At 45.8% G+C, this 12,862-nt stretch carries 19 protein-coding genes; 16 read left to right on the forward strand and 3 right to left on the reverse strand.

Translation table 11 applies throughout. The features are described 5' to 3' along the window. Positions 1-3 precede the first annotated feature (3 nt). From CRECT_RS10825 to CRECT_RS10870, 10 genes are all read left to right on the forward strand, one after another. Positions 4-186: a hypothetical protein gene (locus tag CRECT_RS10825; RefSeq protein WP_002943875.1), complete on the forward strand. Its 183-nt coding sequence runs from the start codon at positions 4-6 to the stop codon at positions 184-186. Continuing rightward, on the forward strand, positions 183-596 hold the full coding sequence (locus CRECT_RS10830; RefSeq protein ID WP_002943784.1) for a hypothetical protein: 414 nt from the start codon (positions 183-185) through the stop codon (positions 594-596). Before CRECT_RS10825 ends, CRECT_RS10830 begins: the two co-directional genes overlap by 4 nt. Continuing rightward, positions 593-1,249: a 16S rRNA (uracil(1498)-N(3))-methyltransferase gene (locus CRECT_RS10835; protein ID WP_002943860.1), complete on the forward strand. Its 657-nt coding sequence runs from the start codon at positions 593-595 to the stop codon at positions 1,247-1,249. The genes CRECT_RS10830 and CRECT_RS10835 overlap by 4 nt, the downstream gene beginning before the upstream one ends. A gap of 82 nt (positions 1,250-1,331) precedes the next feature. Further along, positions 1,332-1,532: a 50S ribosomal protein L31 gene (gene rpmE / locus CRECT_RS10840; protein WP_002943728.1), complete on the forward strand. Its 201-nt coding sequence runs from the start codon at positions 1,332-1,334 to the stop codon at positions 1,530-1,532. 4 nt (positions 1,533-1,536) lie between these two features. Further along, a complete protein-coding gene (gene rsmI, locus CRECT_RS10845; protein ID WP_002943848.1) occupies positions 1,537-2,349 on the forward strand; it encodes a 16S rRNA (cytidine(1402)-2'-O)-methyltransferase in 813 nt (270 codons plus the stop codon). A gap of 81 nt (positions 2,350-2,430) precedes the next feature. Beyond that, entirely contained in the window at positions 2,431-3,111 is a 681-nt protein-coding gene (gene rlmB, locus CRECT_RS10850; RefSeq protein ID WP_002943732.1) for a 23S rRNA (guanosine(2251)-2'-O)-methyltransferase RlmB, read from the forward strand. Next, positions 3,104-4,117 carry a helix-turn-helix domain-containing protein gene (locus CRECT_RS10855; RefSeq protein WP_002943638.1) on the forward strand — a complete coding sequence of 338 codons (1,014 nt, stop codon included), beginning with the start codon at positions 3,104-3,106 and terminating at the stop codon, positions 4,115-4,117. The genes rlmB and CRECT_RS10855 overlap by 8 nt, the downstream gene beginning before the upstream one ends. Continuing rightward, positions 4,111-4,908 (forward strand): hypothetical protein, encoded by a 798-nt coding sequence (locus tag CRECT_RS10860; RefSeq protein WP_002943992.1) that lies wholly within the window; start codon positions 4,111-4,113, stop codon positions 4,906-4,908. The genes CRECT_RS10855 and CRECT_RS10860 overlap by 7 nt, the downstream gene beginning before the upstream one ends. A 10-nt stretch (positions 4,909-4,918) precedes the next feature. Continuing rightward, positions 4,919-6,127, forward strand: a complete 1,209-nt coding sequence (locus tag CRECT_RS10865; RefSeq protein ID WP_002943620.1) for an LL-diaminopimelate aminotransferase — start codon at positions 4,919-4,921, stop codon at positions 6,125-6,127. Further along, the gene (locus CRECT_RS10870; protein ID WP_171992734.1) at positions 6,124-7,386 is read left to right on the forward strand and encodes a homoserine dehydrogenase; all 1,263 of its coding nucleotides are present in this window, start codon (positions 6,124-6,126) and stop codon (positions 7,384-7,386) included. The genes CRECT_RS10865 and CRECT_RS10870 overlap by 4 nt, the downstream gene beginning before the upstream one ends. 76 nt (positions 7,387-7,462) lie before the next feature. Here CRECT_RS10870 and CRECT_RS10875 read toward each other — a convergent pair whose 3' ends face one another. Next, on the reverse strand, positions 7,463-7,819 hold the full coding sequence (locus CRECT_RS10875) for a hypothetical protein (protein WP_002944002.1): 357 nt from the start codon (positions 7,817-7,819) through the stop codon (positions 7,463-7,465). A gap of 146 nt (positions 7,820-7,965) precedes the next feature. Between CRECT_RS10875 and CRECT_RS10880 the strand changes: the two genes are divergently transcribed. The 6 genes from CRECT_RS10880 to CRECT_RS10905 all read left to right on the forward strand — a co-directional run bounded on the left by CRECT_RS10880 (position 7,966) and on the right by CRECT_RS10905 (position 11,556). Next, entirely contained in the window at positions 7,966-8,304 is a 339-nt protein-coding gene (locus CRECT_RS10880; RefSeq protein ID WP_002943749.1) for a YraN family protein, read from the forward strand. 70 nt (positions 8,305-8,374) lie between these two features. Beyond that, entirely contained in the window at positions 8,375-8,689 is a 315-nt protein-coding gene (trxA, locus tag CRECT_RS10885; RefSeq protein ID WP_002943868.1) for a thioredoxin, read from the forward strand. Further along, positions 8,689-9,138, forward strand: coding sequence for a hypothetical protein (locus tag CRECT_RS10890; protein ID WP_002943714.1), 450 nt, complete (start codon positions 8,689-8,691; stop codon positions 9,136-9,138). The genes trxA and CRECT_RS10890 overlap by 1 nt, the downstream gene beginning before the upstream one ends. Before the next feature lie 10 nt (positions 9,139-9,148). Next, positions 9,149-10,087 carry an NAD(P)/FAD-dependent oxidoreductase gene (locus CRECT_RS10895; protein WP_002943771.1) on the forward strand — a complete coding sequence of 313 codons (939 nt, stop codon included), beginning with the start codon at positions 9,149-9,151 and terminating at the stop codon, positions 10,085-10,087. Between the two features lie 242 nt (positions 10,088-10,329). Next, positions 10,330-10,818: an ankyrin repeat domain-containing protein gene (locus CRECT_RS10900; RefSeq protein ID WP_171992735.1), complete on the forward strand. Its 489-nt coding sequence runs from the start codon at positions 10,330-10,332 to the stop codon at positions 10,816-10,818. 48 nt (positions 10,819-10,866) lie between these two features. Beyond that, positions 10,867-11,556, forward strand: coding sequence for a hypothetical protein (locus CRECT_RS10905; RefSeq protein WP_050771473.1), 690 nt, complete (start codon positions 10,867-10,869; stop codon positions 11,554-11,556). Positions 11,557-11,770: 214 nt separating this feature from the next. Here CRECT_RS10905 and CRECT_RS12800 read toward each other — a convergent pair whose 3' ends face one another. Together CRECT_RS12800 and CRECT_RS12805 are read right to left on the reverse strand one after the other, a co-directional pair. Next, complete coding sequence (locus tag CRECT_RS12800) at positions 11,771-11,929, reverse strand: hypothetical protein (protein ID WP_227932287.1); 159 nt, start codon at positions 11,927-11,929, stop codon at positions 11,771-11,773. After that, positions 11,904-12,455: an insulinase family protein gene (locus CRECT_RS12805; protein WP_227932289.1), complete on the reverse strand. Its 552-nt coding sequence runs from the start codon at positions 12,453-12,455 to the stop codon at positions 11,904-11,906. The genes CRECT_RS12800 and CRECT_RS12805 overlap by 26 nt, the downstream gene beginning before the upstream one ends. Positions 12,456-12,862 lie beyond the last annotated feature (407 nt).

The raw sequence follows: 12,862 nt of genomic DNA on the forward strand, positions 1-12,862 counted from the left end.
CGGATGGGGAAAATTTTTGCGATCTTGATGCTGGCGGCGCTGTTTTTTAGCGGTTGCGAGGAGAAAAAGGAGCCTGCGGCGCTAGATCTGGGAGACAGCGTGCCTAGCGACGTGCCTATCGCGCAAAGCGACGCAAACGTGAGCATCGATGAAAATATGCCGCCCGAGCCGGTGCCCGAAAAATGAAATTTAACGAGCATCTCTCACAGCTTTACGAGCTGGCGCGCTCCATCCATATCGGGCTTGCCTTTACGCTTTTGGCGCTAGTAGCGGCGCACTTTTGTCTGATAAATTTCGGCGTAAATTCGCCCGCCTACGCTAAGCGTATCAGGCTATTTTTGCCCGCTTACTACGCGTTTTTGGCCGCGATGATGCTTACGGGACTACTTTTGATGAGCGTTTTTTACTTTTATCCGAGCCCCAAAGCTCTCGTGATGATCGCGGTTTGGGTCATTTTAATCGGGCTTGGAGCGATGGAGTTTAAACGGCTAAAGGCGGCGATGAAAACTAAAAATTTCGCCGCTTTTAGAGCCAAAATGCGCCTAAAAATCGCGGCCGATTTTGTTTTGATACTAATTGCAAGCGGGGTGAGATGAAATTTTTATATTCAAAAGAGGCTAAAAACGAGCGAATCAGGCTTGAGGGCGAGGCGTTTTTGCACCTAAAGGCGAGGCGCGCAAAGATAGGCGAGCGCATCGACGTGAGAAATTTGACCGACGGACAAAACCACATCTATGAAATCATAAATTTGGACAAAAGGGGCGCGGAGCTAAATTTGATATTTTCGCACGACGTGGAAGCGCGAAATAGCAATCTAACGCTAGCCTGGGCCGTCGTCGATCCAAAAACGATCGAAAAAGCTCTACCTAGCCTAAACGAGATAGGCGTAGCTAAAATCGTCTTTTTTTACGGCGAATTTTCGCAAAAAAACTTTAAGCTCGATTTTTCGCGGCTGGAGCGCATTTTGATAAGCTCGTGCGAGCAGTGCGGGCGAAACGATTTGATGAAATTTGAAATTTATAAGAGCCTGGACGAGCTGGTCAAATTTTACCCAAACGTCGCTCTTATCGACTTTGAAGGCGAAAACTTAGACGGCTACGCGGGCAAGGAAATTTTAGCGATCGGGCCAGAGGGCGGATTTAGCCGGAGCGAACGAGAAGCGGTCGCGAAAAAATACGGACTAAAAGCAAAAAATATCTTGCGCTCGCAAACGGCGATTTTAGGCGTTACGGCTAAGATTTTGATTTAAATTTGATTTTTTAAGCTGTTTTTTGTATAATCTCGCCTTACTTTAAATGAAAATTAAAAATCAGAAGATAAAAGGACAAGAAATGAAAAAAGAAATTCATCCGGAATTTGTTGAGTGCAAAGTAACTTGCGCTTGCGGAAACACATTCACGACAAAATCTAACAAAAGCGAAATCAGAGTGGACATCTGCTCAGAGTGCCATCCGTTTTTCACGGGCAGCGAAAAGATCGTAGATAGCGCGGGCCGCGTCGATAAATTTAAGAAAAAATACAATATGAAATAACGCTTTGCTTTATTTCGTTCCTACGCCGATAGGAAATTTAAGCGATATCTCGCTTCGCGCTTTGAGCGTTTTGCGCGAGTGCGAGATACTCTTTTGCGAAGATACCAGAGTCGCAAAATCTCTCATAAACCTGCTAAATACGCGTTTTGACGCAAATATAAATATCCAAAAATTTATCCCGCTACACACGCATAACGAAGATAAAATTTTATCCAAAATCGAGCTTGAAATTTTTGATAAAAACGTAGCGTTTTTAAGCGATGCGGGTATGCCCGGCATCAGCGATCCGGGAGCCGCGCTCGTAAATTTCGCGATAAAAAACGGTATCGCATACGAGGTGCTAAGCGGCTCAAACGCCGCGCTTTTAGCCGTCGTCGCGAGCGGACTTTGCGAGAAAGAATTTTGCTTTCTGGGATTTTTACCAAATAACGGCAAAGAGCGGGCCGCAGCAGTGCAAAATGCGCTAAATTCGCCCTTCCCGGCAGTCATCTACGAAAGTCCAAAGCGCATACTTTCGCTCGTTTTAGACTTTGCTAAACTCGAGCCAAGCAGAGAAATTTTTGCCATAAAAGAGGCGACAAAGAAATTTGAAACCAAATTTAAAGCCCCGGCAATCAAGCTGGCGCAAAAGCTGCAAGAGACAAATTTAAACGGCGAGTGGTGCGTCGTCGTGCAGAAAAATCCAAATTTTACTCCTGAAAAAATCACTCAAGAAGATATTTTGGAGCTTGAAATTTCTCCAAAGGCCAAGGCCAAACTCCTAGCCAAAATCACAGGCAAAAACGCCAAAGAAATTTACTCCGAACTCGCGTGCTAAAACTCGCACGCAGACTTAGACAAGCGGCGAATTTATCCGAAATTTAGCTAAATTTTACCGATTTTTAGCTATCATCGGGCGATGATAATATACGGAAAACAGCTATTTTTGCACATCATAAAAAACTATAAAAAAAGCGTCAAAACGGTCTATCTCGCCAAAGAGTGCGACAAAGCGCTATTTTCGCAGATCGTAGGCGTCGGCGCGCCGATAAAACGCGTGGATAATCAAAAAGCCCAAGCTCTCGCGCACGGCGGCAATCACCAGGGTTTTTTGGCCGAGGTTGAGGAGTTTGAGTTTAAAAGCCTTGACGAGATAAAAAAACAAAATTTTATAGCCATTTTATACGGACTTAGCGATGTGGGCAACATCGGCGCTATCGTTCGCACCGCACATGCTTTGGGTTGCGGCGGAGTCGTAATAGTAGCTAAAAATTTAGCGATGGAGGGCGTACTGCGAGCCAGCAGCGGAGCGGCCTATGAAACCGATATCGCGCTTGTAGAGGACGGACTTAGCTTGCTAAACGAGCTAAAACAAGTCGGATTTAAAATTTACGCCACGGCAAGCGGCGGCAAAAACGCTCACGAGGTCAAATTTGACCGAAAAGTCGCGCTCGTGATGGGCAGCGAGGGCGAGGGTCTGCACAAAAAAGTCCTCACCAAAAGCGACGAAATAGTAGGAATAAAAATGAAAAACGACTGGGACAGTCTAAACGTCTCCGCCGCTTTTGCGATACTTTGCGATAGGATTATAAATGAATGATATAAGTTTGCTAAAAGAGCTGGGGCTTAGCGAAGTAGCCAGAAGGACGCACATAGAAGCCGAGTATTTAGGCTATATCGTTGATAAAAACTTCGAAAAATTGGCGCGATTTAACGTTAAAGGTTTTATTAAAATTTTAGAGCGCGAGCTAGATATTGATTTTACGCAGTGGATGAGCGAATATGAGGCGTTTGTATCCGAGCGGAGTCAAAACAGCGAGCACAAAAGTATATCCGTATCGCCCAAAATCTCCGCATACACCGCTGACGGCGGGCACTCCAATGCAGGCCTTAAATTTCTAGTATTAACGCTTGTTTTAGTCGTAGCGGGCGTGATATATATGCTTAGTGAAAATAATTATTTTAACGGCATATTAAATATATTTGAAGATAAAAATAAAAGCGTAACATACACAGGATCCGTTACCGTCAGGCAAGCTGCCAAAAATCTGGACGAAGTAAAACAAGAGAGCAAAAACGCTACAAACGACGAAAATCTATACGCCATCAAAAACATCAAGCCCGTTTTGCCGCCCGAAGAAAACATATCCGTAGCCGCGGCGATACCCGAGGTAAATTTAAGCGTAAATACCGACGCAAACGAGACCGTGCAACCTAGCAAAGAAGAAAACGCAACCGAAAACGAGGAACAAAACGCTTCCGTAGAAGCCCCTAAAGAACTCCAAAAAGCAAATACCGATAAAATTTGGTACCTAACGGCGGACACCAAAGAGATAAAAATCGTGCCGAATAAAAAAACATGGCTAGGCGTCATAGACCTGCAAGAAAATAAAAAACGCTCAATAGATATTAAAAATAGCTTTAGCATAGAGATAGGCAAAAAACAACTCGCCGTAACCGGACACGGCGACATAAATCTCGAAATAGACGGACAAACGATCAAATTCGGCGATGATAGACCGAAAAGATTTTTAATAGAAAAAGATAAAGTTTCACTGCTCACATACGACGAATTCGTAGCTCTAAACAAGGGTAAATCGTGGTAAAAAAGCTTATACTTTTAGCCGTTAGTGCGGCTTTTTGCCTTGCCAGCGGCGTGATAGATATCGCTAGCGGACTACTGGGTCAAAATAGCGCAAAAGCAACCCAGCTCTTTGGCGACGGTTCGGCATATCTAAACGCAAACGGCAAGCCCGATATCGCTAAAATCTCAAACGTTTTAAAGTCAAATTCGCTCCTGCGCCTATCATACAAGCAAAACGTCAAGGTAAATATCAAATTTATCTCGCACCAAAACAACCCGTTGCTGCTTATGAAAGTCGTAAAAGACGCTCTAAACGGGCTTGGCTACAACAATATCCTAACGAGCGAATTTTCTAACGCCGGCGGCGCTCTTTGGGGCGTGACGATCGATACCAAATTTATCCCGGATCCAGGCTCGCTCTACGCCGCGCTTAAAGAAAGCGATACCGAGATAACCGACATCAATAGGCCCGGAGAGCTATCCTACGAGTATGTCATCGACGCGTCAAATTCGTCTATAAACCAAACTCCCGTGCAGTTTTCGCAAGAAATTCAGCTCTCAAAGCCGCTCGAGCCCTACCTCATAGACGTTAGCGGCGCAAAAAGCGCAGTCATAAGCGCTAGCGCGGAGGATCGCTGGTCCGCCGTCGTGAGAATTTTGGATAAAAATTTAAATTTACTCGACGAAAGACAAAGCGACAAGGCCGCAAATAGCCTAAAAGTATCGCTCCCGCAAAACGCGAAATATCTAATGGTGGGCGATGCGGTCAGCCTGGAAAATATCAAACGAGGACTCAAAATCTACCTGGAGTAAGGAGAAATTTATGTTTGACGAGATTAGATTTAATACGATAGAACGACTTCCAAACTACGTATTTGCCGAGGTAAACGCCATAAAAATGGCGGCGCGCCGAGCAGGCGAAGATATCATAGACTTTTCGATGGGAAACCCCGAAGGCCGCACGCCTCAGCACATCGTCGATAAACTCTGCGAGAGCGCGCAAAAAGACAAAACTCACGGCTACTCGGCGAGCGCGGGCATCTACAAACTGCGCCTAGCCATCTGTAACTGGTACAAGCGCAAATACGGCGTAAATTTAGACCCCGACACCGAAGCCGTCGCCGTTATGGGCAGCAAAGAGGGCTTCGTGCACCTAGCTCAGGCCGTGATAAACCCGGGTGACGTCGCCGTAGTGCCGGATCCCGCATATCCGATCCACACGCAGGCGTTTTTATTCGCCGGCGGTAGCGTGGCGAAGATGCCGCTAAAATACAACGACAAATTTGAGCTTGACGAAAATAAATTTTTCGAAGACCTGCTTCACACGATCCGCTCAAGCTCGCCGAAACCTAAATACGTCGTCGTAAATTTCCCGCACAATCCGACGACCGTAACCGTGCAAAAAAGCTTCTACGAGCGGCTGGTCGCGATGAGCAAACAAGAGCGCTTTTACGTGATCTCCGACATCGCTTACGCCGACCTTACTTTTGAGGGCTACAAGACGCCGAGCATCTTTGAGGTAGAAGGCGCAAAAGACGTCGCCGTCGAGTGCTATACGCTATCAAAAAGCTACAATATGGCGGGCTGGCGCGTCGGATTTTTATGCGGTAACAAGCGCCTTTGCGCCGCGCTTAAAAAGATAAAATCATGGGTCGATTACGGCATGTTTACCCCGATCCAAGTCTCAGCCACCGTCGCGCTAGACGGCGATCAAAGCTGCGTCGAGGATATCCGTCAAATTTACGAAAAACGCCGCGACGTGATGCTAGAAGCCTTTGCCGGCGCAGGCTGGGAGATGCATAAGCCAAGCTCGAGTATGTTTATCTGGGCGAAAATCCCGCCGCAAGTCGGAAACATCGGCAGCCTCGAGTTTTCAAAGCAGCTTTTAACTAAAGCCGGCGTCGCGGTGAGCCCAGGTATCGGCTTTGGCGAGGGCGGCAACGACTACGTGCGCCTCGCTCTTATAGAGAACGAAAACCGAATCCGCCAAGCGGCACGAAACATCAAAAAATACCTGAAAGAATTTGCATGAATATAGCCATTTTAGGCGTCGGCACGGTCGGAGAAGCCGTAACTAAAATTTTACTCCAAAACAAAAAACTGATCGCTGCAAGATGCGGAGAAGAGATAGTTCCCGTCGTGGGCGTCATTAGAAATTTAAACAAAAAAAGAGACGTCGCCATCCCGCTCACTGATGACATAGATAGCGTCATAAAGCGCGACGATATCGACGTTTTCGTCGAGCTTATGGGCGGCGTTAAGGAGCCGTTTAGAGTCGTTAGCAAAATTTTAGAGCGTAAAAAAGCCGTCGTAACGGCAAACAAGGCGCTACTGGCCTATCACCGCTACGCCTTGCAAAATTTGGCGCAAAACACGCCGTTTGGCTTCGAGGCTAGCGTCGCGGGCGGCATACCTATCATCAGAGCCCTTCGCGAGGGCCTTAGCGCCAACCACATCCTAAGCATCAACGGGATCTTAAACGGCACGAGCAACTACATCTTAACCTCGATGATGAGCAAGGGCTCAAATTTCGCAGACGCGCTAAAAAAAGCCCAGGAGCTAGGCTATGCCGAAGCCGATCCGACCTTTGACGTCGGGGGCTTTGACGCGGCGCACAAGCTACTGATACTAGCCAGCATCGCATACGGCGTGCACGGCAACCCCGAAGACATCCTGATAGAGGGCATCGAAGGCATAACGCCCGAGGATATCTTTTTCGCTAACGATTTCGAGTACGTTATCAAGCTGCTAGCCATCGCCAAAAAAACCGGCGACAAGGTCGAGCTGCGCGTACATCCGGCACTAGTACCCAAAGATAAAATGATAGCTAAAACAGACGGCGTGACAAATGCGGTAAGCGTAGTGGGCGATGCGGTCGGCGAGACGATGTTTTACGGTCCGGGCGCTGGCGGTCCGGCGACGGCTAGCTCGGTCATCAGCGATCTGATCGACATCGCTAGAGACGGCAAATCTCCGATGCTAGGCTACAAAGCGCCGTTTGAGCTAAACACACTTGAGCTTTTAGATCCGAGCGAAATTCGCACGAAGTATTATTTTAGGCTTAGAGTCGAGGACAAAGTCGGCGTGCTGGCTAAAATCACGAATTTAATGAGCGAAAACAACCTCTCTATCGATAGTTTGCTGCAAAAACCGAAGGACGAGAGCCCGTATGCGACGCTATTTTTCACGACGCACACGAGCGTGGAAAAGGATGTGAGGCGCACTATGGAAATTTTGCAAGAGCAAGAGTTCGTAAAAGAAAAACCTTTTATGATGAGGATAGAAGAGTAAATCAAATACGAATCATCAAAAACTTTAGCAGGGTAAGTTAAAAATTTGCCTTGCTTTTTATAAATTTTAATAAAAACTATCTTCCAAGCTCTTTTTCTAAATGATAAATTGAATTTTTTATCGCTCTTTTTGTTTGCTCGTCTATGCTATTGTCATAAGCATGTTTTAATCGCTTGATATATTTTTCGTTATCTCTGTTATTCACGCCGTCTTTTGGCATCTCAAGAAGTATCATCATAAAGCACAACTCGCCGATACCTTTATCGCAACAAGGTTTTAGAAGTTTTATCTTTTGATTGTCGGGCATTCCTCTATCCATCTTTATTGCGAGCTCGCGTATTATTTCTCGACGCTCCTCCAAGCTCGGCTTTGAATCGCAACCCAAAATCAACAAAGGCAGTGCCGCCAAAGCAACTTTTAAAATTTTACTCATATACTTTCCTTTTTAAAAAATAAAAGCCCATTTACCCCCCCCCCCCCTTTTTTTTTTTAATAACCGATAAATTTAATAACAAACTAGAGCATTTTAGTACTGCTCTAAGGCAAATAACGATATACTTAAATCAAAAAGGCAAAAATTTGGGGCTTAGAGCGTATCTTTTCGGCAAAAGTTCGGAGGATTTGGCTTGCGAATTTTTGCTAAAAAACGGTTGCGAGATACTCGATAGAAATTTTAGCTCCAAATTCGGCGAGATTGACGTCGTCGCTAAAAAGGACGGCATTTTGCGCTTTACTGAGATCAAAGCCACGCAGGGCGACTACGAGGCAGAGTATCGCCTAACGCCCGCCAAATTTAATAAAATTTTAAAAACTATCGATTTTTATCTGCTGCAAAACGGCGCGCAGACAGATTTTCAGGTCGATTTGATCGCGATAAAAAAGGGCGAGATAAAGTGGATAGAAAATATTAGTTTGTAAAAATTCTTATTTAGCTAAAATTTAAATACTTTCGTGTATAATTACAACTATCTTTAAAAAGGAGAACAAGATGGGAAAATACGTAGAACTAACGACTGCGAATTTCGACGTCGCTAAAGAGGGCGTCGCGCTAGTAGATTTTTGGGCGCCTTGGTGCGGACCTTGCCGTATGCTCGCTCCGATCATCGACGAGCTGGCAGAGGAGTTTGAGGGCAAGGCTAAAATTTGCAAAGTAAATACCGACGAGGTGCAAGACCTAGCCGTAGAATTCGGCATCCGCTCGATCCCTACGCTTCTATTTTTCAAAAACGGCGAAGTCGTAGAGCAGATGGTCGGCGCGCAATCAAAACAAGCCATCGCCGATAAGATAAATTCGCTTCTTTAATGGCTTTTAGACGAGGAGGAAGCCTGCTTCCTCTTAGCTCCGTTTTTGCGTCGTTTATCGGCGCGGCGCTGGTCGCCGGCGTATTTTCTTACAACAATTACAGATTTTCAAGATACAAATTCGTGGATTTTTCGGTGCTCACTTTTTACGAAAAGAGTGAAGTTTTCGTGCCCGAGGATGATAAATTTTTACTTGTGGTTTTTAGCTCCAACCAATCTAATTGGAGAGAAATTTTAAAAATTTCAAATAAAAATTTAAAAATAGTCGCCGTGGATTTGTTGCAAAAACGCGCGCCGAGCGAGGGAAATATGACCTTCATCGCTTCAGACGTCAACACCGTCTTAAAGCTGATGAATACCTTAAACATCTCCTCTCTGCCCGCCAGCGTCGAGCTAAAGCTGCAAAAGGGGCGGATTTACAAACAAGATTCGAAAATAAATAAAATTTAAAGGAAAAAATATGTTAGATCTAGCGATCATAGGAGGCGGTCCTGCGGGGCTTAGCGCGGGACTTTACGCTACTCGCGGCGGACTAAAAAACGTCGTAATGTTTGAAAAAGGTATGCCCGGCGGCCAGATAACGAGCAGCTCGGAGATAGAAAACTATCCGGGTCAAAAAGCGCCCGGCGAAAGCGGTATGGACTTTATGAGCACGTGGGTAGCGCAGTGCACGCATTTTGGACTAAAGCACGAGATGGCGGGCGTAGAGCGCGTGGTAAAAAACCCGGACGGCAGCTTCACGGTCAAGCTTGAAGGCGGCAAAGAAGAGCACGCCAAAGCAGTCATCGTAGCTACGGGCTCCACGCCGCGCCGCGCGGGCTTTGCGGGCGAGGACGAGTTTTTCGGCAGAGGCGTGAGCACCTGCGCGACCTGCGACGGATTTTTTTATAAAAACAAAGAAGTCGCGGTTCTAGGCGGCGGCGACACGGCGATCGAGGAGGCATTGTATCTAGCCAACATCTGCTCGCGCGTTTACATCATCCACCGCAGAGACGAGTTTCGCGCCGCTCCCGTCACGCTAGAAAAGGCTCGCGCTAACGCCAAAATCGAGTTTATCACGAGCGCCGTGATCAAGCAGGCCTACGGCGACAAAGCAGGTCTCGCAGGCCTAATCATAAACACGAAAGAGGGCGAGCGCGATCTAAAAGTGCCGGGCGTTTTCGTGTTCGTCGGGCTTAACGTAAATAACGACGTCCTCCGCCAAGAAAACGGCGAATTCGTATGCCAAACCGAAGCCGGCGGCCAAGTCAGCGTCGATCTAAAGATGCAAACTAGCGTGCCGGGACTATTTGCCGCGGGCGACATCAGAAAAGACGCGCCAAAACAAGTCATCGTAGCCGCGAGCGACGGTGCTATGGCGGCCCTTAGCGCGCTTAGCTACATCGAGAACCTTCACTAAATTTATCAAATTTAGCCGAGCTTTTCGGCTAAATTTTCATTTTTTACTTCAAATTTTCTCAAATTTACCGAGTTCTGCTTTGTCCTTTCAAATTTTTGCGGCGTTCTAAACCCGCCATTTTTGATTTGATTTTTCGGTTTTATTTTTCAAATCCCCCACTCCAAATTCACTCAAATTTAACCGCCCTTTGGCTAAGATTTCGCAAATTTAATCATTAGCAAAAAAGATCAAATTTGCACGCCTTGCCAAAAATCTTTAAAACCGTTTTATACGCTGCGCTGTTTTTAGGACTTTATCTTTTGGCGGACAGATACGGACTGTTTGCTAAATTTAACTCACCGACTCGTTTCGTCGTCACCGTCGATACTAAAATAATCCCGGGCTCCAAGCTAAGCAAATACGTAACGCAAGAGGAGACAGACGCTTTTGGTTTTAGATACCGGGATATAGATTTCGCTTCTAATCCAAAAAGCGTATTAAAAGAATCTGATATCGATACGAATTTAAAAAAGCTATTTAAATCAAAACAGACGGATCAAATTTTAAAATTTATGCAAGATAACAACATCGGCGTAGAGTATAAGCTCATCTATGGTACTACTCCGATAATGTATTCAAGCTTTTTTGATGATGAAAATACGACAAAAGAGTTTATAAAGCTCGGGGCAAATATCAGACAAAAGGACAAATTCGGTCTCTCGCCTCTAGCCTACGCTATCGAAAACAACTAGACAAAGACCGCCAAACTGCTACTTGATAGCGGGGTTAAATTTAAGGCGGTGCAGTGGTATAGAAAAACTCCTTTTTACTACAACATCGAAAAACTTATCATCAACGGAGACGACGTAAAGATAATATTTGAAGACAACTATCAAGTTAATACGGAATCAAAAGACGCGGACGAACCTATGGGATATATAGTAAGTCATAGCTACGTAGAAATGGCCGAGCTTGCCCTTGCTAGCGGGTATAAACCGAAATTTCGAAATAGACCATCCTCGTTTCCCGGCCTAAGAGACGGTAGTTCGCCTTTTAAGTACTCGTATTATGCCGTGCTAGATACTATACCAAACTACGAACCTATGCTAAATTTACTCCTAGACAACAACGTTTCTGGGCAACCTACGAACGAGGAGCTAAAGAAGGCGTATGAGGAGTGCTACGATGAATACGCGCTTAGCATCATATTAGCTTATAGTATAGACGACAACGGGACTTATAGCTTAAAATATGAAAATTTAACGAAAAACGCGCTACAAAAATACTGCTCCGAGAAAAATTCCACCTTTAGTGACATAAGGACTTTCATAACTTGGGTAAACGAGTATAAAAAGGCAGATGCGATACAAGGTATCTTGCTTCGCAAAAAAGATAAGATAATTCTTAAAGACAACGCAACCCAATACATAATCAAACCGTACAAAAAACTAACTTCCGACGAGATAAAGGCTATAGTGGAAAGCAGGTAAAGGTGATTTGCTTAGTCAAATTTAGTATTAATAAAACCGACAAGGGAACAAAAAACTCAGCGAAAATTTGAATTAAATTTGAGCGAATTTAACTCAAATTTCGTTTGACGAGAGGCAAATTTAGCTTCAAATTTAACAGCCTCCAGCCGAGTCTAAAGCTAAATTTGCGCTAGTCGCCCAAGCGGCAAATCAAATTTACCGCCGAGGCTTAAATTTACTTCGCCAAGGCGGGGTTATTCACGCTTATCACGACGTTTTTCTCGTCCGGATATAGCTTCGCCGCGTCTTTCACGTCCTGCTCGGTGAGCGCATTTACCGCGTTTTCGTACTCGTCGAGGCTTAAAATCTCATCGCCGAAAACCAGCTCGCGCATGACCGCGCGCGTCCAAAACTCGCCCTGAACGTAGGATTGGCGCATTTTTACGAGCGCCGATTTTTTGAATTTGCAGATAGCGTTTGATGTCCGCGCCGCCTTTTAGCTCGGCGACGTTTGATTTTATCTCGCTCAGCACGGCATTTACGTTATCAGGCGCAGCCGTAAAGCCAAAATGCGTGACAAAGCTTTCGTACGGATATTTTGCGAGATTCATATGCACACCCAGGCCGTAGACCTGTCCGCGAGGATCGCGCACGTCCTCGCGCAGCATCATCGAAAGCACCGCAGATAGGGCGTTTATGCGCAGTAACTCTGGGCGCGAATACTTCGCCTTTTCGTTTTTTATTATCGTCACGGCGTCGCTTCGCTGCATGGTTTGGTGGCTTCGTTTAAACTCCCGCTCGCCCGCGATCGCTCTTACGCCCTCATCCGCGAAATTTTCACGCTCCACGCGCGCGGGTAAATTCGCCAAATATTTTTGCAAAAGAGGCTGGGCCGCGGTCAAATTTAGATCGCCGGCCACGATAAAATCATACGAAGCCGCGTCGGTAAATTTATCTTTTTTACGTAGTTCATCTGCGGTTCGTTTATATCGGCGGCCTCGAGCGAGTTGTTTTCGTAGAAAAATCTCGCAAATTCGTCGCGAAATTTGCGCTCGGACAGATTTTTAGTCTTTTCCGGCCGCTCAAGCTCGTTGATTTTTAGCTTTTAGCGCGTTTTCGTCAAATCTAGGCTCACTAAACTCCAAAAACAGCGCGCGCAAAAGTCGCTCAAAGTCCGCGCCAGCCGAGCTTGCGCCGTATCCTTGCGAAAGTCGACCTATAAATTTGCTATAGCTTAGTTGCTTGCCGCTTAGGATTTAGCCGGCTCGTAGTTGCTACCCCGCTCTCGTTTTCGCGTTCGTCGGCCAGGCCGATGCTTACGACCGGA

The organism is Campylobacter rectus (assembly GCF_004803795.1).
Lineage (GTDB): Bacteria > Campylobacterota > Campylobacteria > Campylobacterales > Campylobacteraceae > Campylobacter_A > Campylobacter_A rectus.

Bases quoted from the DNA above. Each gene is read 5' to 3' on its own strand.
- CRECT_RS10895 (WP_002943771.1), top strand. From the start codon at position 9,149: ATGTTAGATCTAGCGATCATAGGAGGCGGTCCTGCGGGGCTTAGCGCG.
- CRECT_RS12800 (WP_227932287.1), bottom strand. From the start codon at position 11,929: ATGCGCGAGCTGGTTTTCGGCGATGAGATTTTAAGCCTCGACGAGTAC.
- CRECT_RS10875 (WP_002944002.1), bottom strand. From the start codon at position 7,819: ATGAGTAAAATTTTAAAAGTTGCTTTGGCGGCACTGCCTTTGTTGATT.
- CRECT_RS10825 (WP_002943875.1), top strand. From the start codon at position 4: ATGGGGAAAATTTTTGCGATCTTGATGCTGGCGGCGCTGTTTTTTAGC.
- CRECT_RS10830 (WP_002943784.1), top strand. From the start codon at position 183: ATGAAATTTAACGAGCATCTCTCACAGCTTTACGAGCTGGCGCGCTCC.
- trxA (WP_002943868.1), top strand. From the start codon at position 8,375: ATGGGAAAATACGTAGAACTAACGACTGCGAATTTCGACGTCGCTAAA.
- rpmE (WP_002943728.1), top strand. From the start codon at position 1,332: ATGAAAAAAGAAATTCATCCGGAATTTGTTGAGTGCAAAGTAACTTGC.
- CRECT_RS10865 (WP_002943620.1), top strand. From the start codon at position 4,919: ATGTTTGACGAGATTAGATTTAATACGATAGAACGACTTCCAAACTAC.
- CRECT_RS10870 (WP_171992734.1), top strand. From the start codon at position 6,124: ATGAATATAGCCATTTTAGGCGTCGGCACGGTCGGAGAAGCCGTAACT.
- CRECT_RS10890 (WP_002943714.1), top strand. From the start codon at position 8,689: ATGGCTTTTAGACGAGGAGGAAGCCTGCTTCCTCTTAGCTCCGTTTTT.
- CRECT_RS10835 (WP_002943860.1), top strand. From the start codon at position 593: ATGAAATTTTTATATTCAAAAGAGGCTAAAAACGAGCGAATCAGGCTT.
- rlmB (WP_002943732.1), top strand. From the start codon at position 2,431: ATGATAATATACGGAAAACAGCTATTTTTGCACATCATAAAAAACTAT.
- CRECT_RS10855 (WP_002943638.1), top strand. From the start codon at position 3,104: ATGAATGATATAAGTTTGCTAAAAGAGCTGGGGCTTAGCGAAGTAGCC.